The following is a 19,596-nucleotide window of genomic DNA, read 5'->3' as shown; positions in this document are numbered from 1 at the left end:
TGAGTCATCGTGAGTGGAGCCACGGGCGCCGGGGCGAATCGGACCGGCACTACCGGCACGGACGGTGCCCGTGGCTCCGCCACAGATGCACACGACTCAGATGAGTCTCATGGATCCCAGGGGGGGACTGTGACGGACACCCGAGGGCCAGGGACCGCTGGTCAGGCTTCTGGCCAGTACGACGCCTCGTACGGGGGCGCCAAGGGCGCGACGGGGGGCGGGGCACTGCCCGGTGAGCGCCAGCCCCAGCAGCAGGCGTCCCAGCCGTACCACCCGCCGCAGGCGTATCAGCAGGGCGGCCAGACGGGCGCGCGCCGGCCGCGGACCGGGGCGCGCACGACCCCGCGCACGCGCAAGGCGCGGCTGCGGGTGGCCAAGGCCGACCCGTGGTCGGTGATGAAGGTCAGCTTCCTGCTCTCCATCGCGCTCGGTATCTGCACGATCGTGGCGGCGGCCGTCCTGTGGATGGTCATGGACGCGATGGGCGTCTTCTCCACGGTCGGCGGCACGATCTCCGAGGCGACGGGCTCGAACGAGTCCAACGGCTTCGACCTGCAGTCCTTCCTGTCGCTGCCGCGCGTCCTGATGTTCACGTCGATCATCGCGGTCATCGACGTCGTCCTGGCGACGGCCCTGGCGACGCTCGGCGCCTTCATCTACAACCTCTCCGCGGGCTTCGTGGGCGGCGTCGAGCTGACGCTGGCGGAGGACGAGTAGGACGCAGGCGCGGCGGTGAGCCGGGCGTAGCGGGGCGGGTGCGGGGAGCGGGGAGTCGGTCCCAGAGGGACGCAGCCGGGCGGGACGGTGCCGTGCGGGACTGCTCGGTCTGGCTGGTTCGGCTCTTGAGGCGCTTCCGCTCTTCTCCTGTTGCCTTCCGTCCCATGGCTTGAGCGTGGTTCCTGTACTGCTGAAGCCCGGCTTCTGCCTGCCGCGCGGTCCCCGTCCCGTCGCTGCGCGGGTATCGATTTTGGGACTGGCCACCAGGTGCGCTAATCTTCAGAGGTCAGCGCGCGGGACACACACCGAAGCGCGGCGGGGCTATAGCTCAGTTGGTTAGAGCGCATCCCTGATAAGGATGAGGCCACAGGTTCAAATCCTGTTAGCCCCACCAGCACGAAACCCCCAACCATTGCGGTTGGGGGTTTTGGCGTTTCCGAGGGGGTTGCCGGGGCGCCCCTTCGGCAACGGGACACCTCCTCCCGGCGGCAGGGCCGCAAGAAACCCCCAGCCCGGGCGGTGGCTGGGGGTCTGCTGAGGCTTTGGGGGTCTCTGCTGAGGCTTGGGGAGGGCGTGGGCCCTGTCCGGGCCGGTCAGAAAGGCCCGGTGAGCCGGGCGGGCCGGATTACGGCTCCGCGGCGAGGCCGGGCTCCTGGGCGGTGTTCTCAGTCTCGGCTTCCGTGTCCGTCGGGGACAGGTGCCGGCAACTGGGCGACGAACCGTGGGCCTCGGCGCGGATGCGCTGCTTCATCGTCGGGGGCAAGGACCGTTCGTGCGCCGCCGACCAGAAGGCCGTGGCCGGCGCGGGCGCGCTCGCCGTGGCGTGGCGTGCGTTCGTGGTCTCCTGTACCGCCGTGGCCGCGGTGGCCGTCGTGGTGAGCCCCAGCGCGGCGAACAGCGCGAGGAAGGCGGTGACGATCGTGGTCCACAGGTTCTTGGCCGTGTTGCCGGTCATGACCCCTCAATTCAGGTTGGGCGATTTGCGTACTTTCCTCATGATGTGTATGCGGGGCCGAGAGTGGTGGACCGACGCTCGCGCCGCGTCGATGTTCAGATGAACACCACCCGGATGGCCCCAAGAGGCCAGGTAAAGGGGCAAGAGCGGCGAAAATCACAGTGGACGGTATCGAAGCGGAGTATTCGAGTCCGGTTCGATTGCTGTGCAGGGGGCGGGAGTTGGGGGTGGATCCAGGTCACCGATCGATATCGATCGGTGTGTATAGTCGGGCGCCAGAAGTCCCCTACGTCAAGGAAAGACGAGGTCGCGCGGTGAAGAAGCTTCTCCTGGTCGCACTGGCCGCCATCGGCGGGCTCCTCGTGTACCGCCAGATCCAGGCGGATCGCGCCGAGCAGGATCTGTGGACGGAGGCGACTGACTCCGTGCCCACGGGTTCGTGAGTATCAGCAGTCACTTCACAAGCCCCGGTCGCTTTTGCGGCCGGGGCTTTGTGCTGTCCCGGGGCTGGTGTGGGGGCAGGGGCGGACGTGACCGCAGGGGTTCGCTTGCGTGAATCGAATGGTTGCTTAAGCGAATTTGTGCGGAGTGTGGTCACGCCGTGGCTCGGTTGCGGCGTCGGCCGGGCCGTGGTGGTGTCCGCGCGGTGCCCGGCGGGCAGGACGGTCGGGACGGGTGGGACGGCTGTGTTCACGACGAGGGGTGGCGCGTGATGGGGCGGCGGCTGGGCGGGTGCCGGGGAGCGGCGGGGCGGGTCCGTGGCCGAGCGGTGCCGGCCGCGGTCGTCGCCGCCGCACTGTGCGCGGTGGCGGCGCTTCCGGGGCAGGCGGGGGCTGCGGGGACGCCCGGACCGTACGCGTTCGCTGAGGGCGCCGAGACGGTCGAGGGCGCGACGAGCAACGTCGCGGGGCACCGGCTCAGCCCCGGTAGGACGTACAAAAGCACCCTCCCGCGCGTGGGACAGCGTTTTTACCGCCTGGAGCTCGACGCGAAGGAGAGCGCGTACGTCGCGGTCACCGCGGTCCCGGAGCCCGGCGCCAAGGTGTCGTACGCCGACGGGGTCGAGGTGTCCGTGCAGGACGCGGACGGCAACAACTGCAGTCCCCTGGAGGCGGAGGAGGCGCGGTTCGGCTCTTCGGAGAGCCCGCGGCCCATCACGGCCACGGCGTCGCGCAGGGTCGGCCCTGACGAGAGGAGCTGCGCGGAAGCCGGTACGTACTACGTGCTCGTCGAGCGGACCAGGTCCTCCGGGACCGCCCAGGGGGACTGGGACCTGGAGATTCACGTCGCGTCAGAACCCGCGCTGAAGGCGGGAGATGGGGCGGCGGGCGAGAAGGAGCCGCCGGGGTCGTGGGACTCCTCGACGCCTGTGCCGCCTGCCGGTGAGCGGCGCTCGCGCGAGGGCGGCACGAGTTTCAACAGGGCGCGCGGGCTGGAGGCAGGGGTCTGGGGCGCCGAGATCGAGCCCGGAGAGACCCTCTTCTACCGCGTGCCGGTGGACTGGGGACAGCGGCTCTCCGCCACGGCGGAGCTCGGCAGTGTGCGGGGGGACGGTCCGGGCGGGGCCGGTTCCGACGGGAGCGGTGAGCAGGACGGCGTGGGGCGGCGCGGGACGGCGCGCGGCAGCGGGTACGTCTCGTCCGCTCTGGTCATGTCGCTGTACAACCCCGTGCGCGCCCAGGTGGACGACGCACGCACGGCCTACGACGGCAGGCAGAAGGCGGCGGCTCTGGACCCGCTGCCGCCGATCGCCTACGAGAATCGTTTCGCCCCCGCCGACGAGGTGGCGGCGATGAGGTTCGCGGGCTGGTACTACCTGGCGGTCCACCTCGGCTCCGATGTCGCGGAGAAGTTCGGTGACGGGCCGTTGGACCTGACGCTGCGTGTGGATGTGGCAGGGGCGCCGAAGCCGGGTCCCGCGTACGCGGGCTCGCCACGGCCCGCCGATGAGTTCCGGGTGACCGAGCGGGACACGGCGGCGGCGAGGCGGGGGGAGACGGCCGCCGGGGGCGAGGGCGGGGGCGGTCGCGACGAGGTGATGGTGGTGGTCGCCGCCGGGGGGATCGGGACCGGGGTCGTGCTGCTGGGGATTCTGGGGGTGTGGACGCTGGTGGCGCGGCGGAGGGCGGCCGTGGCGGCAGCGGCGGCAGCGGACGCGGCGGCCGCTGTGGCGGCTTCGGTTGGTGCTGGTGCTGGTGCTGGTGCTGGTGCTGGTGGCGGGGCTGGTGCCGGTGGCGGTGGCGTGCCGGGTGCCGGGTCTGGTGGCGGGGCCGGGCAGCCGGCGCGGTTCGGGCCGCCTCAGGGGTGGTGAGGGCCGCCGGCCGACTGCTGTGGGGCCGTCAGATCCGGGTCAGCGCCCAGGTGCCGACCGTGAGGCAGAGCAGGGCGAGGAGCAGCATCGGGACCGCGACCTTCGCGGGCGGTCCGGGGCGCCGCGGCGGGGTGGGGAACGCCATGGCGTAGGGCTGCGGGACCGTCGGATTCAGCGGGATCCGAGGTGGAACCTCAGCGGCTTGAGCGGTGTATGGATAAGTAGAGGCGTGGGCGCGGGGCACCGACGACGTCACGGCTTGTGCGGGGTCGTGGCGCGCGGCTTGGTGGGGGGAGGGCACAGCTGTGGGGCCGGGCGTGGGCGCCTGTGGCGGCACGGGAGTCGGCGTGGGGGGAGTCGAAGGCTGAGGTGGCTGCACCGGCGGCGGGAGGTGGAAGCTGCCCGTCTCCGAGGCGGAGGGGGAGGGAGCGGGTGCGAAGGGCTCGGGTGGGAAGAGGGCTGGTGCGAAGGGAGCGGATGGCGTAGGCACGGATGGGGCCGGAGCGGGCGGGGTGAGGCCTGATGGGGCGGGCAGGTACGGCGTGGGGCCGGACGAGGTGCCGGTCGACGCATGGGCGGCGGGCGCTCCGGGGCCCGGGGCGGAGTGGGTGTGGCCTGGGTACGTCTGGCCAGACGGCGTTTGGACTGGATGCCCGTGACCAGAGGGCGCGTGGCCGGGATGCCCGTGGGCAGAGGTCCCGGGACCGGACAGCGGGGCCGGCCGGGGCGCTGTCGTCAGCGGGCCATCGGGGCCGAACCCCGTCGGTAGCGGGGCGAGTTGGTCGAATATCTCGATGAGCTCGTCGTCCGGGCCCGGCTCGGGCAGCATCTCGGCGGCGGAGGCAAGCGCCTTGCGCGCGCCTGTGGCGGTGCGGAAGCGCGTCTGGGGGTCCGGCTGGAGCAGGGTCGCGATGACCTGCCAGAGGGGCTCAGGCATGCCGCGTGGGGCGCGTGGAGTGCCGTGCTCGGCGAAGTGTTCGATCAGGGCCCTGGCATCGGGCTTGGCGCCCTCCAGGAGATACAGGGCGACCAGGCCGACGGCGAAGAGGTCGGCGGTGAAGTCCGGTTCCGCGCCCAGCATTTGCTCGGGGGCGAAGTAGCCGGGCGTCCCCACCACGTAGTCGGTCTCGGTCAGCCGGGGCTCGCCCTTGCGCATCGAGATGCCGAAGTCGGAGACGCGCAGATGCGGTCGACCCGCGCCGGTGGCCTCCAGCAGGATGTTGGCCGGCTTGATGTCCCGGTGGACGACGCCTTCGGCGTGGACGGCGGCGAGGCCGGAGAGGAGCTGGTCGAGGAGGACGCAGGTGAAGCGGGGCGGCAGCGGGCCGTAGTCCCCGATGACATGCGCCAATGAGCCGCCGCCGACCAGGTCCATGGTGAACAGGACCTTGTCGTCGTCGGCGGCCCAGCTGGCGGGCGCGAGCACATGGGGGTGGTCGATGCGCAGCGCCTGCTCCCGCACGAACCTCAACAAGGAATGTGCGTCGCTCTGTTGAAGGACCTTGGCGGCCACATATCTGTGCCGCCGGTGGTCCCAGGCGCGCCAGACCGCTCCGACTCCCCCGTGGCCGATCGGGTCGACCAGTTCGTACCGGCCGGCGAAGACCTCACCCATGGTCGCGCTCCGCTCCCCTTCCGGGCCGCGCGGCGGCCCGGTCGACGGCTCAGCTCTGGTGCGCCTCGTAGTGGGCGACCGCGTCCGCGGTGCGCCCGGCGCCGTACACCCGGAGGAACTCTGCCAGTTCCGGGTGGGTGGGGGCGAGGGAGTCCGCGGCATCGATGATGTCGCCGGCCGCCGCGACGGAGCGCAGCAGGGACTGGATCTCGCGCACCACGCGCTTGACGGTGGGCGCGCCCGAACTGGTCGCCGTCTGCGAGGTGTTGGTCAGGACGGAGCCGCCCTGGGACTTCTTGATCTCGTCCATGCGGTCGGTGGCCTCGGCGGCGCTGACGCTGCCGTCGGCGACCTGGCCCGCCAGTTCCTGGAGGAGCTGGACGCGCTGGACGACGGCGGGGTTGCCGATCTTGGCCCGCTGACCGCTCATCAGCTGGGAGAGCATGGGCGCGGAAAGGCCGAGGACTCCGGCGAGGCGGGCCTGGTTCAGGCCCAGATCATCGATGAGGCGACGGAAGAGCGCCCCCAGCGGCTCTCCGTACCAGTTCCGCTGGAGCTCCCGTGCTCTCGCGGTGGTGTCCTGCTGTGCGGCGTCCATTGCGTCTCCCCATCGCTTCCCCTAAGACCGCGGTTCGCTGCCGCGAACCACGTCGAGCATCTTACGGAGCGTGGTCGTGGACCGGGACCCCCAATCCTTTTGCGAGATCCGGGGGGAGACCCGGTACTCTGGTCTGCGATGCACGCCGGGAGGTGATTCTTCCGGTCCGACGCATCGTTCACGGGGCCTTAGCTCAGTTGGTAGAGCGCTGTCTTTGCATGGCAGATGTCAGGGGTTCGACTCCCCTAGGCTCCACAGCACAAAAGCTCCTCCAACCTGCGGAAACGTAGGGCGGAGGAGCTTTTTTGTGTCCCGGGGAGGGGCCGTCGTTTCACGTGAAACGACGTGGGGCGGAGGACCAGAAGGTCCTCCGCCCCACGTCGTCGTGCTGTGCGGGCCTGTCCGGGCTCGGGTCAGTGTTCGTCGCGGTCGGCGGCCTCGGCCTCGGCCTGCTTGGCCTGGACCTCGGGGTCGAGGGACGACTGGCCGCTGCCGTCGACGGAGGTCAGCGGCGTGCGGTCCGGGACCTCCGTGGCCGCGGGCGGCTCGACCAGCCAGTCCGGGTTGGCCTGCTTGTCCCACCACTTCCAGGCGGCGATGGCGCCCGCGGCGAGGATGCCGGCCACGGCGAGTCCCTTGGCGAGGCGGGCCGCCCTGGCCCGGCGTTCGTGCTTGCGGGCCAGCCGCTGGATCTCCTTCGGCGAGACCTGACCGCGCAGCGCGGCGAGGGCCGCCGTGCCACGGGAAGCGGCCTCCTCGCGGACGGGCTGCGCGGCGGCGACCGCGTGCTCGATGCGGGGCCTGGAGTACTCGGCGGCCTGGCGAGCGGCCTTACGGGTACGGACAGCGGCCTCGTGCGCGGCGTGGTCGACCTTCGGCGGCACGTGGGTGCGCGCCTGCTCGACGCGGGGGGCGACATGCGCGCCGTACTGGACACGGGCCTGCTCGGCGGCCTGGTGCGCGGCCTGCGACACCTTGGGCGCCAGACGCGCGCGCATCTCGTGCGCGTAGTGCGTTGCCTGGTCCTTGGCCGTGCCGGCATAGGGGGCCACCGCCTCCGCGGCGTGCCGGACGCTGTCCTTCGCCGAGCCGGTCGCGGCGCGCACGCTGTCGATGCGGGTCACGGGATCCTCCTCCTCGGTGGCGTATAGGTATGTCACCTTTCCACCCTTTCAGGGATCATGCCTTCCGGATCGCTCCGAGGCATGCGCGGGCGGGCATCCGGGTCACGAGAACACGGACTCCGGCCGTTCTGTGATCACGGCTTGTCTTTGCTCAGCCCGATGGATCGCCTGCCCCCGTTCAATGCGATCGAATCGGTGCAAGAAGCGCTCTTGGCCGACAATGCCACGGATCCCTTCGGCGCGCGCCCACTCGGTGGCTACTCGTCCCAATCCGGTCCGTGCGAGGATCGGGGGGTCACAGAAGACAACGGAAGGCAGATCGTGGCTGAGCAGCTTTACGCCACCCTGAAGACCAACCAGGGCGACATCGTGGTCCGGCTCCTGCCGAACCACGCGCCCAAGACGGTCAAGAACTTTGTTGAGCTCGCTCAGGGCGAGCGCGAGTGGGTCCACCCCGCGACCGGCAAGAAGACCTCGGACCGCCTGTACGACGGCACCGTCTTCCACCGCGTGATCAGTGGCTTCATGATCCAGGGCGGCGACCCGCTGGGCAACGGCACCGGTGGTCCGGGCTACGAGTTCGAGGACGAGTTCCACCCGGACCTCGCCTTTGACAAGCCCTACCTGCTGGCCATGGCCAACGCAGGTCCGGGCACGAACGGCTCGCAGTTCTTCGTGACTGTGTCGCCGACCGCGTGGCTGACCCGTAAGCACACCATCTTCGGCGAGGTCACCGACGCGGCCAGCCAGAAGGTCGTGGACGCCATCGCGACCACCCAGACCAACCCGCGCACCGACCGTCCGGTCAACGACGTGGTCATCGAGTCCGTGGTCATCGAGACCCGCGACGCCTGACCTGCGTATTCGCGAGGGAACAAAACCGCCCCGCCCGTCCGTAAGGAAGGGCGGGGCGGTGCGTTGCCACGTGTGCCGTCACTGTGCCTTCGTACGGAGATTGAGGGGACCCCATGGACCAGGTGCCAGGCAGCCCGCAGGAGCCGCAGGGTGCATCGGGCCTGCCCGGCTGCTACCGGCATCCGGACCGTGAGACCGGCATCACCTGTACGCGCTGCGAGCGGCCCATCTGCCCCGAGTGCATGATCAGCGCCTCGGTCGGCTTCCAGTGCCCGGACTGCGTCCGCGGCGGCTCGGGCACCGGTCACGCGCCGGCGGCCAACCAGCCGCGCACGATGGCGGGCGGCGCGATCACCGCCGACCCGCGGCTGGTCACGAAGATCCTTGTCGGGCTGAACCTCGCCCTGTTCCTGGTGCAGCTGACGGTCGGGGACCGCTTCACCGATCAGTACGACATGCTCGGGCGGGCCTTCGTGCCGGAGCTCGGTTCGGTCGAAGGCGTCGCCGAGGGGCAGTGGTATCGCCTGGTGACGGCGATGTTCCTGCACAGCAGCATCATGCACATCGCCCTCAACATGCTCAGCCTGTGGTGGATCGGCGGTCCGCTCGAAGCGGCGCTCGGCCGTGCCCGCTTCCTGGCGCTGTACATGGCGTCGGGGCTCGCCGGCAGTGCGCTGACGTATCTCCTCGCGGAGCCGAACCAGCCCTCGCTCGGTGCCTCCGGCGCGATCTTCGGTCTGTTCGGCGCGACCGCCATCCTGATGCGGCGGCTGAACTACGACATGCGGCCGGTCATCGCACTCCTGGCGATCAACCTGGTGATCACGGCCTTCTGGCCCAACATCTCGTGGCAGGCCCACATCGGCGGCCTCGTCGGCGGCATCATCGTCGGCTACGCGATGGTGCACGCGCCCCGCGAGCGGCGGAGTCTCATCCAGTTCGGCAGTTGTGCACTGGTGCTCGTCGCGGCTGTGGTCATGGTCGTCATCAGGACCGGGCAGCTCACCTGACGTACCCACGTTGTCCACAGCGTGTGGTGGATCTTGTGCATCCTGTGGGGAACAACCGTGCCCCTTGTCCCTGACCTGGGTTTCCCCAGGAAGGACAAGGGGCGTGGCACGAACAGAGATCCGGTGGGTCAGTCACACCGGCGTCAACCGGCTGAGAGTTATCCACAGATCTTCAGACCTTTTCCCCATGTGGATAGCGCTGTGGATAACTCAGGGCAAGGCTTGCGCGTGGCGGTGCCGGTACTCCGGTGGACACTCCCGTGGAACGGGGGCTACTTCCACTGGGTGGAGACGCCGAAGCCCGCCGCGATGAAGCCGAAGCCGACCACGATGTTCCAGTTGCCCAGCGGGTCGATCGGCAGCTTGCCGTCCGTGACGTAGAAGACGACGATCCAGGCGAGCCCGATGATGAACATCGCCAGCATCACCGGGGCCACCCAGCTGCGGTTCGTCAGCTTGATGTTCGTCGCCTTCTTCGAGGGCGGCGGCGTGTAGTCGTCTGCCTTCTTGCGGATACGTGACTTCGGCACGAGGGTCTCTCCTGTCGATGCGCTGCGTGGCCGCGCAGGTAACTGTGGTCTGGCGCCGGGCGGACGCTGCGGGGAGCTGAGGCCTCCCCCGGGCGTCCGTTAGCGTAGTGCTTCCGCGGCGCTGAAGGAGATAAGGGTACGTTGAGCAATTCTGCCGACTCCCACAAAGGTGCCGGTCGTCGCCCCCGATGGCGTCCGGTTCGGGTGCTTACGGGTGCGGTTTTCGCGCTCGCCGGGTTGATCTTCTTCACGAGTTTCAACACGGCCAAGGGCACCAACATCCGTACGGATGCCTCCCTGCTGAAGCTCTCCGACCTCATCCAAGAGCGCAGCCACAAGAACGGCGAGCTCGACGAGTCCAACGGCTCGCTCCGGGACGACGTCGAATCGCTCGCCCAGCGCGACAACGGCAGCACCAAGGCGGACGACGCCCGGCTCAAGGCGCTGGAGAAGAACGCCGGCACCAAGAAGCTCAGCGGCAAGGCGGTCACGGTCACCCTCGCGGACGCCCCGCCCGACGCCAGTGCCAAGCTCCCCGGCTACCCCGAGCCCCAGCCGAACGACCTGGTCATCCACCAGCAGGACCTCCAGGCCGTGGTCAACGCCCTCTGGCAGGGCGGCGCCAAGGGGATCAAGGTCATGGACCAGCGCCTGATCTCCACCAGCGCCGTGCGCTGCGTCGGCAACACCCTGATCCTCCAGGGCCGCGTCTACTCCCCGCCGTACAAGGTGACCGCGGTCGGCGACCCCGACCAGCTCAAGAGCGCCCTCGCCGCCTCTCCCGAGATCCAGAACTACATGCTGTACGTCAACGCCTACGGGCTCGGCTGGAAAGTCGACGACGACGGGGCGGTGACTCTTCCCGGCTACTCGGGCACAGTGGATCTCCACTACGCGAAGCCCGTGGAGTAGCACCCAGGGAGGGGCCGTCCTGTGTCGGTGCGTGTGCTCGTCAGGACGTTCAGCGAACTGTGCATCACCGTCGGCACGTTGATCGTGCTCTTCGTGGTGTACGTCCTGTTCTGGACCGGCGTGAAGGCCGACAGCGCCATGGACAGCCAGATCGACGAGCTCCAGGACCGCTGGGCGCAGGGCTCCGTGCCCGCGGGGACGAACGGTGGCGGTGACGCCGTCGACGAATCCCCGGACAAGCCCGCCCCCTACAAGGACGGCAAGCCCTTCGCCGTCATGTACATCCCGCGGTTCGGTTTCACGTGGAACAAGCCCGTGCTCCAGGGCACCGGCGCCGAGGTGCTCAAGAAGGGCCTCGGCCACTACGCCTCCACCGCCCAGCTCGGGCAGAAGGGCAACTTCTCCGTGGCCGGCCACCGGCGCACCTACGGCGACCCCTTCAAGGACTTCCCCGAGCTGCGCCCCGGCGACCCCGTCGTCCTGACCGACGGCGCGACCTGGTTCACGTACCGCATCGACAAGAAGCCCTACAAGACGCTCCCCGGCGACATCGGTGTCATTGATCCCGTGCCGCGCAAATCCGGCTATGACGGCCCGGGGCGTTACCTCACCCTTACGACCTGTGAACCAGAGTGGGGCCACAGTCACCGGCTGATCGTCTGGGCGCATTTGGATGCCACGCAGCCTGTGGAGGCCGGGAAACCGGAGGCACTGCGCCGTTAGTCTGGTGCCGTACGGCGCGGGAGGCCTGGCCGTACGCGACGGAAGGGACGGCATGTACGGCTGGATCTGGCGGCATCTGCCGGGAAACGCATGGGTGAGGGCGCTGATTTCGCTGCTGCTCATCCTCGCGGTGGTCTACGTGCTCTTCCAGTACGTGTTTCCGTGGGCCGAGCCGCTGCTGCCCTTCAACGACGTCACCGTGGACGGCCAGTGAGCACCGCGAGCGGCGGCGGCCGCACCCGCGTCCTGGTCGTGGACAACTACGACAGCTTCGTCTTCAACCTCGTCCAGTACCTCTACCAGCTGGGCGCCGAGTGCGAGGTCGTGCGCAACGACGAGGTCGAGCTCCGGCACGCCCAGGACGGCTTCGACGGCGTCCTGCTCTCGCCGGGCCCCGGCACCCCGGAGCAGGCGGGCGTCTGCGTCGAGATGGTGCGCCACTGCGCCGCCACCGGTGTGCCCGTCTTCGGCGTCTGCCTCGGCATGCAGTCGATGGCGGTGGCGTACGGCGGTGTGGTGGACCGCGCCCCGGAGCTGCTGCACGGCAAGACCTCCCTCGTACGCCACGAGGGCAAGGGCGTCTTCGCGGGGCTGCCGTCGCCGTTCACCGCGACCCGCTACCACTCGCTGGCCGCCGAGCCCGCCACCGTCCCGGCGGACCTCGAGGTCACCGCGCGCACGGAGGACGGCATCATCATGGGCCTGCGACACCGTGAACTTCCGGTCGAGGGCGTCCAGTTCCACCCCGAGTCGGTGCTGACCGAGCACGGCCATCTGATGCTCGCCAACTGGCTGGTGGAGTGCGGCGACAAGGGGGCCGTGGCACGGTCGAGCGGGCTCGCCCCGGTGGTGGGCAGGGCCACGGCGTGACCGCCCTGCGCCCCGAGCGCGACTCCTCCGGAGCTCCGTACGACGCGAGTGACGCGTACGGGGACGGTGGTGGCGTCGCCTCCGGGGGCGCCGGAGCACCGGGGAACGGCGCGTCGGAGGGCGGCGGGCTGCAGGGCGGCGCGCTGGAGGCGGCCGTCGATGACCTGGCCGACCCGCTGACCGATCCCCTGCCGGGGCAGCATCCTTCGCCGTGGTTCCGCAGCGGTCCCGCGGAGCCGCCGCAAGCCACGGCTTCGGAGCCGCGGCAGGCCGTGCCTCAGGGGTCTCAGGGGCTTCCCGTGCCTGAGGCGCCTCGGGTGCCTGAAGGGCCCGCGGTGCCTGCGGCACTTCAGGAAGAGGAGTGGTACGACCCCGCGGGGTATGCCCGGGACTGGTACGGGGATCAATCCCAGCCGCAGCCGCAGCCGCAGCCGCAGCCGCAGCCGCAGCCGCAGCCGCAGCCGCAGTCCCAGCCGCAGTCCCAGGAGACTGCCGAGCCCACGTACGAGCAGCTGTACGGCGCGTACGCCCCCGAACGGCCCGCGCCCGAGCCGATACCCGACGACGAGACCGTGGCGCTGCGGACCGAGGACACCCGCCGCATAGCCGAGCCGGCCCCCGACCGGCCCACGGAGGGCCGCGCGGCGCGCCGCAAGGCCGCCAAGAAGGGCGGCGCGCGCCCCACGGAGTCGACGCGCCCCACGGAGTCGCATCCCACGGAGCCCCGGCAGGGTGCGCCCCTCTCCCGCCTTGAGGCCCGTCGCGCGGAGCGTGCCCGCAGGCCGTCGCCCGGCGCGGTCATCAGCAGGGGGCTCGGCGAAGTCTTCATCACCGTCGGCGTCCTGATGCTTCTGTTCGTCACCTACCAGCTGTGGTGGACGAACATCCGGGCCCAGCAGCAGGCGGACGGCGCCGCCCACGACCTCCAGGAGAGCTGGGCGAAGGGCAAGGGCAAGCCCGGCGCCTTCGAGCCCGGCCAGGGATTCGCGCTGCTGCACATCCCGCGCCTCGACGTGGTCGTGCCGGTCGCCGAGGGCATCGACAAGCAGAAGGTCCTCGACCGCGGCATGGTCGGCCACTACAACGAGGGCGCCACCAAGACCCCGATGCCGGACGCCAAGCAGGGGAACTTCGCGGTCGCGGGCCACCGCAACACCCACGGCGAGCCGTTCCGGTACATCAACCGTCTGGAGCCGGGCGACCCGATCGTCGTAGAGACGCAGGACAAGTACTTCGTCTACAAGATGGCGAGCATCCTGCCGCAGACGAGCCCCGGCAACACCCGTGTGATCGGCCCCGTTCCGCCCGGTTCCGGCTTCACGAAACCCGGTCGGTACATCACACTGACCACCTGCACCCCGGAATTCACGAGTAAGTATCGAATGATCGTCTGGGGCAAGATGGTCGAGGAACGGCCGCGCAGCAAGGGAAAGCCGAGCGCGCTCGTCAACTAGAAGTGTGAGAACGGGGCAGATCCAGTGGCAGCCACCACCGACCACGACGAGAAGCAGGCCGACGCGTCGCCCGCGTCCGAGCCTGCGCCACGGAGGCGGGGCCGCGGTCCCGTCGCCACGGCCGTCAGCGTCTTCGGCGAACTCCTCATCACCGCGGGCCTGGTGCTCGGCCTGTTCGTCGTCTACTCGCTCTGGTGGACCAACGTCATAGCGGACCGCGAGGCGCACCGGCAGGGCGACCGCGTGCGCGACCGCTGGGCGGGCGGCCCCGGCAGCATCGACACCAAGGACGGCATCGGCTTCCTGCACGTACCCGCGATGGGCAACGGTGAGGTCCTGGTCAAGGAGGGCACCAGCAGCAAGGTCCTCAACGACGGTGTCGCCGGCTACTACAAGGACCCGATCAAGTCGGCCCTTCCCCAGGACAAGGAAGGCAACTTCACGCTGGCCGCGCACCGCGACGGGCACGGCGCGAAGTTCCACAAGATCGACAAGCTCAAGAAGGGCGACGCGATCGTCTACGAGTCCCGGGACAAGTGGTACGTCTACAAGGTGTACGCGACGCTGCCCGAGACCTCGAAGTTCAACGTGAAGGTCCTGGACCCCGTCCCCAAGGAATCGGGCGCGAAGAAGCCGGGCCGCTACATCACGCTGACGACCTGCACGCCGGTCTACACCTCGAACTATCGCTACATCGTCTGGGGCGAGCTGGAGCGCGTGGAGAAGGTCGACAACAAGCGGACGCCGCCGGCGGAGCTGAAGTAAGCGGCAGGACGTCCGCTCGAAGCAACCGTACGAACGGGAGAGCCCCGGTACCGCTCAGCGGTACCGGGGCTCTCCCATGATCGGGCGGGGTGGGGCGCGTCAGTCGTCGTTGTGGCGGCCCCAGCCGCCGGCACCCTCGATGAAGCCGCCGCCTCCGCCGTCTTCACCGCCGTTTCCGCCGTTGCCGTTGCCGCCTCCGCCGCCCGCGGTGGTCAGGTTGACCGCCGAGCCGGGCGCGACCTTCTCGCCGGTGTTGGGCTGCGGCAGGACCACGAGGGCGTCGTCGTCCTGCGGGCCGGTGATGGTGCCGACCGTCAGACCGGCGTCCTCGATGGCCTTGCGGGCGTCCTTGAGCTTCTGTCCGGCCAGCGGCGGGACAGTGGCTTCTTCGGCCTTCTTGGCGACCTGGACGGTGACCGTGGAGCCGGGGTCGGCCGGGCTGCCGGCCGTGGGCGTGGTCTGGATGACCTTGCCCTCCTCGACGTCCTCGCTGGCCACGTCCTCGCGCTGCGCGACGAGGTCGTTGGCCTCGATCTGCTGCTTGGCCTCTTCCCAGGTCTTGCCGGCCACGCTGGGGACGGTGCTCTGGGCCTTCTTCTTGGCGACGGTGAGCGTGATGGTCGCGCTCTTCTCCGCCTTGGTGTCGCCCTCCGGGTCCTGGGCGATGACCTTGCCCGCGGTCCGGTCGGACTCCTCGGTCTTCTGCTCGATGTTCGAGAAGCCCTTGTCGTTGAGCAGCTTCTCGGCCTCGTCGAAGCTCAGACCCTGGACGTCCGGGACCATGATCTTCGGTGAGCCGGTCGACACCGTCACCGTGACGGTCTCGCCCTTCTTGATCTCGGAGTCGGCCGCCGGGTCCTGGTCGCAGACCACACCCTTCGGGTACTTCGCGCACGGCTCGCGCTTGCCGATCTCCAGCTTGAGGCCGACGTTCTCGGCCGACTCCTTGGCCCGATCGAGCTTCTCGCCCACGAAGTTCGGCGCCTTGGTGGAGTCGTCCCCGCCACCGCCGCTGAACGCCCACTTGCCGATGAGGATCGCGCCCACCAGGACCAGCACGCCCGCGAGGACCAGCAGCCAGGTCGACGCGTTGCTCTTCTTCTGGCGGCGGCCGCGGCCCTCGTCGTAGCCGTAGCCGTCGTCCGGGTTGACCGGCGGCATCATCGACGTCTGGCCGCCGTTCTGCGGGCGCAGCATCGCCGTCTGCTGGTCGTCCGGGCCGCCGTAGCCGACCGCGCCCATGGCGGCGGTGGCCGCGACGGGCTGGCCGTCCAGGCACGCCTCGATGTCGGCGCGCATCTCGTCGGCCGACTGGTAGCGGTAGTCCGGGTCCTTCGTGAGCGCCTTGAGGACGATCGCGTCCATCTCGGGCGTGATCTCGCCGTCGAAGACGCTCGGGGCCTGGGGCTCTTCCCGTACGTGCTGGTAGGCGACCGCCACCGGGGAGTCGCCGACGAACGGCGGGCGGACCGTCAGGAGCTCGTAGAGCAGACAGCCCGTGGAGTAGAGGTCGGAGCGGGCGTCGACCTGCTCGCCCTTGGCCTGCTCCGGCGAGAGGTACTGCGCCGTGCCGATGACCGCGGCCGTCTGCGTCATCGTCATGCCGGACTCGCCCATCGCGCGCGCGATGCCGAAGTCCATGACCTTGACCTGGCCGTTGCGCGTCAGCATGACGTTCGCCGGCTTGATGTCGCGGTGGACGATGCCGTTGCGGTGCGAGTACTCCAGGGCCTGGAGGATGCCGATCGTCATCTCCATGGCCCGCTCCGGCAGCAGCTTGCGGCCGGAGTGCAGGAGCTCGCGCAGCGTGGAGCCGTCGACGTACTCCATCACGATGTACGGGATGGAGACCCCGTCGACGTAGTCCTCGCCGGTGTCGTAGACCGCGACGATCGCCGGGTGGTTGAGCGAGGCGGCCGACTGGGCCTCACGGCGGAACCGGGCCTGGAAGGACGGGTCGCGTGCGAGGTCCACCCGCAGCGTCTTCACCGCCACGGTGCGGCCGAGCCGGGTGTCGTGCGCGAGGTACACCTCGGCCATGCCACCACGGCCGAGCACCTGGCCCAGCTCGTACCGGCCGCCGAGGCGACGCGGCTCTTCCATAGCTAATCCAGCCCTCTCCGTCGGTCCCGACCGCACCGTTGTGTGGTCCGGCGGTGTGCTGTCCGGGCATACCGTACCCGGCTCGACTTGCGTGACCCGGACGCGACCGTCACCCGATACCGGACCGGTACCGCAACGTGCACCGATGTGGAGGGAGCGTGATGGGGGTCACTTCTTGCTTTCGATGACTGCCTTCATCACGTCCCGGGCGATGGGCGCCGCGAGTCCGCCACCGGAGATGTCACCTCGGTCGGCATCGCTGTCCTCGACGACCACGGCGACGGCGACCGGCGAACCGGAGTCCGTCTTGGCGTACGAGATGAACCAGGCGTACGGGTTCTTGCTGTTGGCGACGCCGTGCTGCGCCGTACCCGTCTTTCCTCCGACAGTGACGCCGGGGATCTTGGCGTTGGTTCCGGTTCCCTCGTTGACGACCGTCTCCATCATCTGCTGGAGCTTCTGGGCGTTCTCCTTCGAGAGCGGCTCGCTCATCTCCTTCGGCGAGTGCTTCTCGATGACGTCGAGGTTGCGGGCCTGGAGCTCGCTCACCATGTACGGCTCCATGAGCGTGCCGTCATTGGCGATCGCGGAGGCGACCATGGCCATCTGGAGCGGGGTCGTGGCCGTCTCGAACTGACCGATGGAGGACAGCGCGGTCTGCGGCTTGTCCATGTCCTCGGGGAAGTTGGAGGCGTTGGAGCGGACGGGGATGAACTGCTCGGAGTTGAAGCCGAACTTCTTCGCCGTCTCCAGCATCTTGTCCTTGCCGAGATCGGAGCCGATCTTGCCGAAGACGGTGTTGCAGGAGATGCGCAGCGCCTCACGCAGCGAGACGTTCTTGCAGGGGATGTTGTTCTCGTTCTTCAGCGGGGTCTGCGTGTTCGGCAGCGTCCACGGCAGCGGCGACTTCGTCTTCTCGTCGATGCTGCTGTAGAGGCCGTGCTCCAGGGCGGCCGCCGCCGTGACCACCTTGAAGGTGGAGCCGGGCGGGTAGGTCTCGCGCAGCGCGCGGTTGACCAGCGGCTTGTCCTTGTCCTTGTCCAGGTCGAGGAAGTGCTGGGCTTCCTTGTCGGTGTTGCCCGCGAAGGTCCCCGGGTCGTACGACGGCGTGGAGGCCAGCGCGAGGATCGCGCCGGTCGACGGGTCGATCGCGGCGACGGCGCCCTTGCCCTTGCTCTTCAGGCCGTCGTACGCGGCCTTCTGCGCGGCGGAGTTGAGGGTGGTGACGACATTGCCGCCCTCCTTCTTCTCGCCGGTCAGCATGTCGAGCGTGCGGCGGAAGAAGAGCCGGTCGTCGTTGCCGGTGAGGATGCCGTCGTCGATGTTCTCCAGCTGGCTGGCGCCGATGCGCTGCGAGGAGTAACCCGTGACGGGGGCCCACATGTCCCCGTTCTTCCAGGTGCGCTTGTACTTCAGGTCGCTGCCCGGGGTGGCCTTCGAGCCGGTGATGGGCTTGCCGTCGACGATGATGTCGCCGCGCGGCTGGGCGTAGCGCTCGATGGTGACGCGGCGGTTCTTCTCGTGCTTGGCGAGGGTGTCCGCCTGGACGTACTGGAGCCAGTTGTCCCGGGCGAGCAGGGCGAGGACGAGCAGCCCGCAGAAGATCGCGATCCGGCGCAGGGGCTTGTTCACGGTCGGACCACCTGGGTCATTTCGGCGTCGGGGTTCGGGGCGGGCGACGGGGCCGGGCGGCGCGCGGTGTCGCTGATCCGGATCAGGATGCCGACCAGGGCCCAGTTGGCGATGACGGAGGAACCGCCGTACGCCAGGAAGGGCATGGTCATACCCGTGAGCGGGATCAGGCCCATGACGCCGCCCGCGACGACGAAGACCTGGATGGCGAAGGCTCCGGAGAGGCCGATCGCGAGGAGCTTGCCGAACGGGTCGCGGGCGGCGAGAGCCGTGCGCACGCCGCGCTCCACGATCAGGCCGTAGATGAGCAGGATCGCCATGACGCCGGCCAGACCCATCTCCTCGCCGAAGGTGGCGAGGATGAAGTCGGAGTTGGCGGCGAAGCCGATGAGGTCGGAGTTGCCCTGGCCGAGGCCGGTGCCGAGGACGCCGCCGGAGCCGAACGCCATCAGGGACTGGGCGATCTGGTCGGTCTGGGCGAGCGTCTCCGGGGCGAACGGGTTCAGCCAGGCGTCCACACGCTGCTGCACGTGGGGCTCGAACGAGGCCACACCGACCGCGCCGACGGCGGACATCAGCAGACCGAACACGATCCAGCTGGTGCGCTCCGTGGCGACGTACAGCATCACGACGAACATGCCGAAGAACAGCAGCGACGTACCGAGGTCGGTCTCGAAGACCAGGATCAGGATCGAGATCGCCCAGACGACGATGATCGGGCCGAGGTCGCGGCCGCGCGGCAGGTAAAGGCCCATGAAGCGGCGGCTCGCCAGGGCGAGCGCGTCCCGCTTCACCATCAGATATCCGGCGAAGAAGATCGCGATGACGATCTTCGCGAACTCACCGGGCTGGATGGAGAAACCACCGACCCGGATCCAGATCTTGGCGCCGAACACGTTCATGCCGAGGCCCGGCACGAGCGGGAGGAGCAGCAGGACGATGGCGCCGACCATGGAGATGTACGTGTAGCGCTGCAGGACGCGGTGGTCCTTGAGCAGGAGCAGTACACCGACGAAGAGGGCGACACCGATCGCGGAGTACATCAGCTGGTTCGGCGCCGACGGGCTGAACGCGCCGAACTGCGCCTCGGCGCGCTGCTGGAGCTTCTCCGACTGGTCGAGTCGCCAGACGACGACCAGGCCGAGGCCGTTGAGCAGCGTCGCGAGCGGCAGCAGCAACGGATCCGCGTACGCGGCGAACTTGCGTACGACGATGTGGCCGACGCCGGCCAGCATGCCGAGGCCGAGGCCGTACCCGAGCATGCCCGTGGGCAGCTCACCGGTGAGGGCCAGCCCCACGTTCATGTAGGCGAACAGCGGGATGACGACTGCGAACGCGAGCAGCGCGAGCTCGGTGTTGCGCCGGCTCGGCGCACCGATCGCGCCGATCGTCGACGTGTGTGTAGTACTACTGCTCATGGCG

General features: G+C 69.5%; 18 protein-coding genes and 2 tRNA genes. 12 read left to right on the top strand and 8 right to left on the bottom strand.

All coding sequences use genetic code 11. The features are described from left to right. The first annotated feature begins 9 nt into the window (after positions 1-9). Together AB0L89_RS17370 and AB0L89_RS17365 are read left to right on the top strand one after the other, a co-directional pair. On the top strand, positions 10-717 hold the full coding sequence (locus tag AB0L89_RS17370) for a DUF3566 domain-containing protein (protein ID WP_365141425.1): 708 nt from the start codon (positions 10-12) through the stop codon (positions 715-717). Positions 718-1,034: 317 nt separating this feature from the next. Next, positions 1,035-1,111 (top strand) — tRNA-Ile (locus AB0L89_RS17365). Positions 1,112-1,342: 231 nt separating this feature from the next. Here the strand turns inward: AB0L89_RS17365 and AB0L89_RS17360 are convergent. After that, positions 1,343-1,672 carry a DUF6344 domain-containing protein gene (locus AB0L89_RS17360; protein WP_365141422.1) on the bottom strand — a complete coding sequence of 110 codons (330 nt, stop codon included), beginning with the start codon at positions 1,670-1,672 and terminating at the stop codon, positions 1,343-1,345. A 314-nt stretch (positions 1,673-1,986) separates the two neighbouring features. On the opposite strand from AB0L89_RS17360, the gene AB0L89_RS17355 reads away from it, so the two are divergent. Together AB0L89_RS17355 and AB0L89_RS17350 are read left to right on the top strand one after the other, a co-directional pair. Then, positions 1,987-2,115 carry a DLW-39 family protein gene (locus AB0L89_RS17355; RefSeq protein ID WP_003999697.1) on the top strand — a complete coding sequence of 43 codons (129 nt, stop codon included), beginning with the start codon at positions 1,987-1,989 and terminating at the stop codon, positions 2,113-2,115. 512 nt (positions 2,116-2,627) lie between these two features. After that, entirely contained in the window at positions 2,628-3,983 is a 1,356-nt protein-coding gene (locus AB0L89_RS17350) for a hypothetical protein (RefSeq protein ID WP_365141419.1), read from the top strand. 28 nt (positions 3,984-4,011) lie between these two features. Here the strand turns inward: AB0L89_RS17350 and AB0L89_RS17345 are convergent, their stop codons facing one another. Both AB0L89_RS17345 and AB0L89_RS17340 read right to left on the bottom strand, forming a co-directional pair. Beyond that, entirely contained in the window at positions 4,012-5,598 is a 1,587-nt protein-coding gene (locus AB0L89_RS17345) for a protein kinase (RefSeq protein WP_365141416.1), read from the bottom strand. 49 nt (positions 5,599-5,647) lie between these two features. Continuing rightward, a complete protein-coding gene (locus AB0L89_RS17340; RefSeq protein ID WP_055563954.1) occupies positions 5,648-6,196 on the bottom strand; it encodes a hypothetical protein in 549 nt (182 codons plus the stop codon). A 182-nt stretch (positions 6,197-6,378) separates the two neighbouring features. On the opposite strand from AB0L89_RS17340, the gene AB0L89_RS17335 reads away from it, so the two are divergent. Next, positions 6,379-6,451: transfer RNA gene (locus tag AB0L89_RS17335), tRNA-Ala, on the top strand. 158 nt (positions 6,452-6,609) lie between these two features. Here AB0L89_RS17335 and AB0L89_RS17330 read toward each other — a convergent pair. Further along, positions 6,610-7,320, bottom strand: a complete 711-nt coding sequence (locus tag AB0L89_RS17330; RefSeq protein WP_365141412.1) for a DUF5324 family protein — start codon at positions 7,318-7,320, stop codon at positions 6,610-6,612. Positions 7,321-7,641: 321 nt separating this feature from the next. Here AB0L89_RS17330 and AB0L89_RS17325 point away from each other — a divergent pair, with 321 nt between their 5' ends. Both AB0L89_RS17325 and AB0L89_RS17320 read left to right on the top strand, forming a co-directional pair. Next, positions 7,642-8,175 (top strand): peptidylprolyl isomerase, encoded by a 534-nt coding sequence (locus AB0L89_RS17325; protein WP_365141409.1) that lies wholly within the window; start codon positions 7,642-7,644, stop codon positions 8,173-8,175. Positions 8,176-8,288: 113 nt separating this feature from the next. Continuing rightward, on the top strand, positions 8,289-9,185 hold the full coding sequence (locus AB0L89_RS17320) for a rhomboid family intramembrane serine protease (protein ID WP_365141406.1): 897 nt from the start codon (positions 8,289-8,291) through the stop codon (positions 9,183-9,185). A gap of 272 nt (positions 9,186-9,457) precedes the next feature. Here the strand turns inward: AB0L89_RS17320 and crgA are convergent, their stop codons facing one another. Then, on the bottom strand, positions 9,458-9,715 hold the full coding sequence (crgA, locus tag AB0L89_RS17315; RefSeq protein WP_055701380.1) for a cell division protein CrgA: 258 nt from the start codon (positions 9,713-9,715) through the stop codon (positions 9,458-9,460). A gap of 141 nt (positions 9,716-9,856) precedes the next feature. Here crgA and AB0L89_RS17310 point away from each other — a divergent pair, with 141 nt between their 5' ends. From AB0L89_RS17310 to AB0L89_RS17290, 5 genes are all read left to right on the top strand, one after another. After that, positions 9,857-10,627 (top strand): DUF881 domain-containing protein, encoded by a 771-nt coding sequence (locus AB0L89_RS17310; protein ID WP_365141403.1) that lies wholly within the window; start codon positions 9,857-9,859, stop codon positions 10,625-10,627. A 27-nt stretch (positions 10,628-10,654) separates the two neighbouring features. Continuing rightward, positions 10,655-11,350 carry a class E sortase gene (locus AB0L89_RS17305; protein WP_365142013.1) on the top strand — a complete coding sequence of 232 codons (696 nt, stop codon included), beginning with the start codon at positions 10,655-10,657 and terminating at the stop codon, positions 11,348-11,350. A 210-nt stretch (positions 11,351-11,560) separates the two neighbouring features. Further along, positions 11,561-12,220 carry an aminodeoxychorismate/anthranilate synthase component II gene (locus tag AB0L89_RS17300; RefSeq protein ID WP_365141400.1) on the top strand — a complete coding sequence of 220 codons (660 nt, stop codon included), beginning with the start codon at positions 11,561-11,563 and terminating at the stop codon, positions 12,218-12,220. Positions 12,221-12,348: 128 nt separating this feature from the next. Further along, positions 12,349-13,674, top strand: coding sequence for a class E sortase (locus AB0L89_RS17295; RefSeq protein ID WP_365142011.1), 1,326 nt, complete (start codon positions 12,349-12,351; stop codon positions 13,672-13,674). A 24-nt stretch (positions 13,675-13,698) separates the two neighbouring features. After that, a complete protein-coding gene (locus AB0L89_RS17290) occupies positions 13,699-14,439 on the top strand; it encodes a class E sortase (protein ID WP_365141397.1) in 741 nt (246 codons plus the stop codon). 99 nt (positions 14,440-14,538) lie between these two features. Here AB0L89_RS17290 and pknB read toward each other — a convergent pair whose 3' ends face one another. The 3 genes from pknB to AB0L89_RS17275 form a co-directional block, all read right to left on the bottom strand. Continuing rightward, positions 14,539-16,542 (bottom strand): Stk1 family PASTA domain-containing Ser/Thr kinase, encoded by a 2,004-nt coding sequence (pknB, locus tag AB0L89_RS17285; protein ID WP_365141394.1) that lies wholly within the window; start codon positions 16,540-16,542, stop codon positions 14,539-14,541. Positions 16,543-16,710: 168 nt separating this feature from the next. Next, positions 16,711-18,174, bottom strand: coding sequence for a penicillin-binding protein 2 (locus AB0L89_RS17280; protein ID WP_365141391.1), 1,464 nt, complete (start codon positions 18,172-18,174; stop codon positions 16,711-16,713). After that, a complete protein-coding gene (locus AB0L89_RS17275) occupies positions 18,171-19,592 on the bottom strand; it encodes an FtsW/RodA/SpoVE family cell cycle protein (RefSeq protein ID WP_365141388.1) in 1,422 nt (473 codons plus the stop codon). Before AB0L89_RS17275 ends, AB0L89_RS17280 begins: the two co-directional genes overlap by 4 nt. Positions 19,593-19,596: the final 4 nt, after the last annotated feature.

Source organism: Streptomyces sp. NPDC052114, from assembly GCF_040680155.1.
Lineage (GTDB): Bacteria > Actinomycetota > Actinomycetes > Streptomycetales > Streptomycetaceae > Streptomyces.
Note: the sequence above shows the minus strand (reverse complement) of the source record. Positions and strands in the feature narration are given on the sequence as shown.

What these genes read in the sequence shown, in the direction of transcription:
- AB0L89_RS17275 (WP_365141388.1), bottom strand. Translation starts at nt 19,592, where the DNA reads ATGAGCAGTAGTACTACACACACGTCGACGATCGGCGCGATCGGTGCG.
- AB0L89_RS17360 (WP_365141422.1), bottom strand. Translation starts at nt 1,672, where the DNA reads ATGACCGGCAACACGGCCAAGAACCTGTGGACCACGATCGTCACCGCC.
- AB0L89_RS17345 (WP_365141416.1), bottom strand. Translation starts at nt 5,598, where the DNA reads ATGGGTGAGGTCTTCGCCGGCCGGTACGAACTGGTCGACCCGATCGGC.
- AB0L89_RS17340 (WP_055563954.1), bottom strand. Translation starts at nt 6,196, where the DNA reads ATGGACGCCGCACAGCAGGACACCACCGCGAGAGCACGGGAGCTCCAG.
- AB0L89_RS17320 (WP_365141406.1), top strand. Translation starts at nt 8,289, where the DNA reads ATGGACCAGGTGCCAGGCAGCCCGCAGGAGCCGCAGGGTGCATCGGGC.
- pknB (WP_365141394.1), bottom strand. Translation starts at nt 16,542, where the DNA reads ATGGAAGAGCCGCGTCGCCTCGGCGGCCGGTACGAGCTGGGCCAGGTG.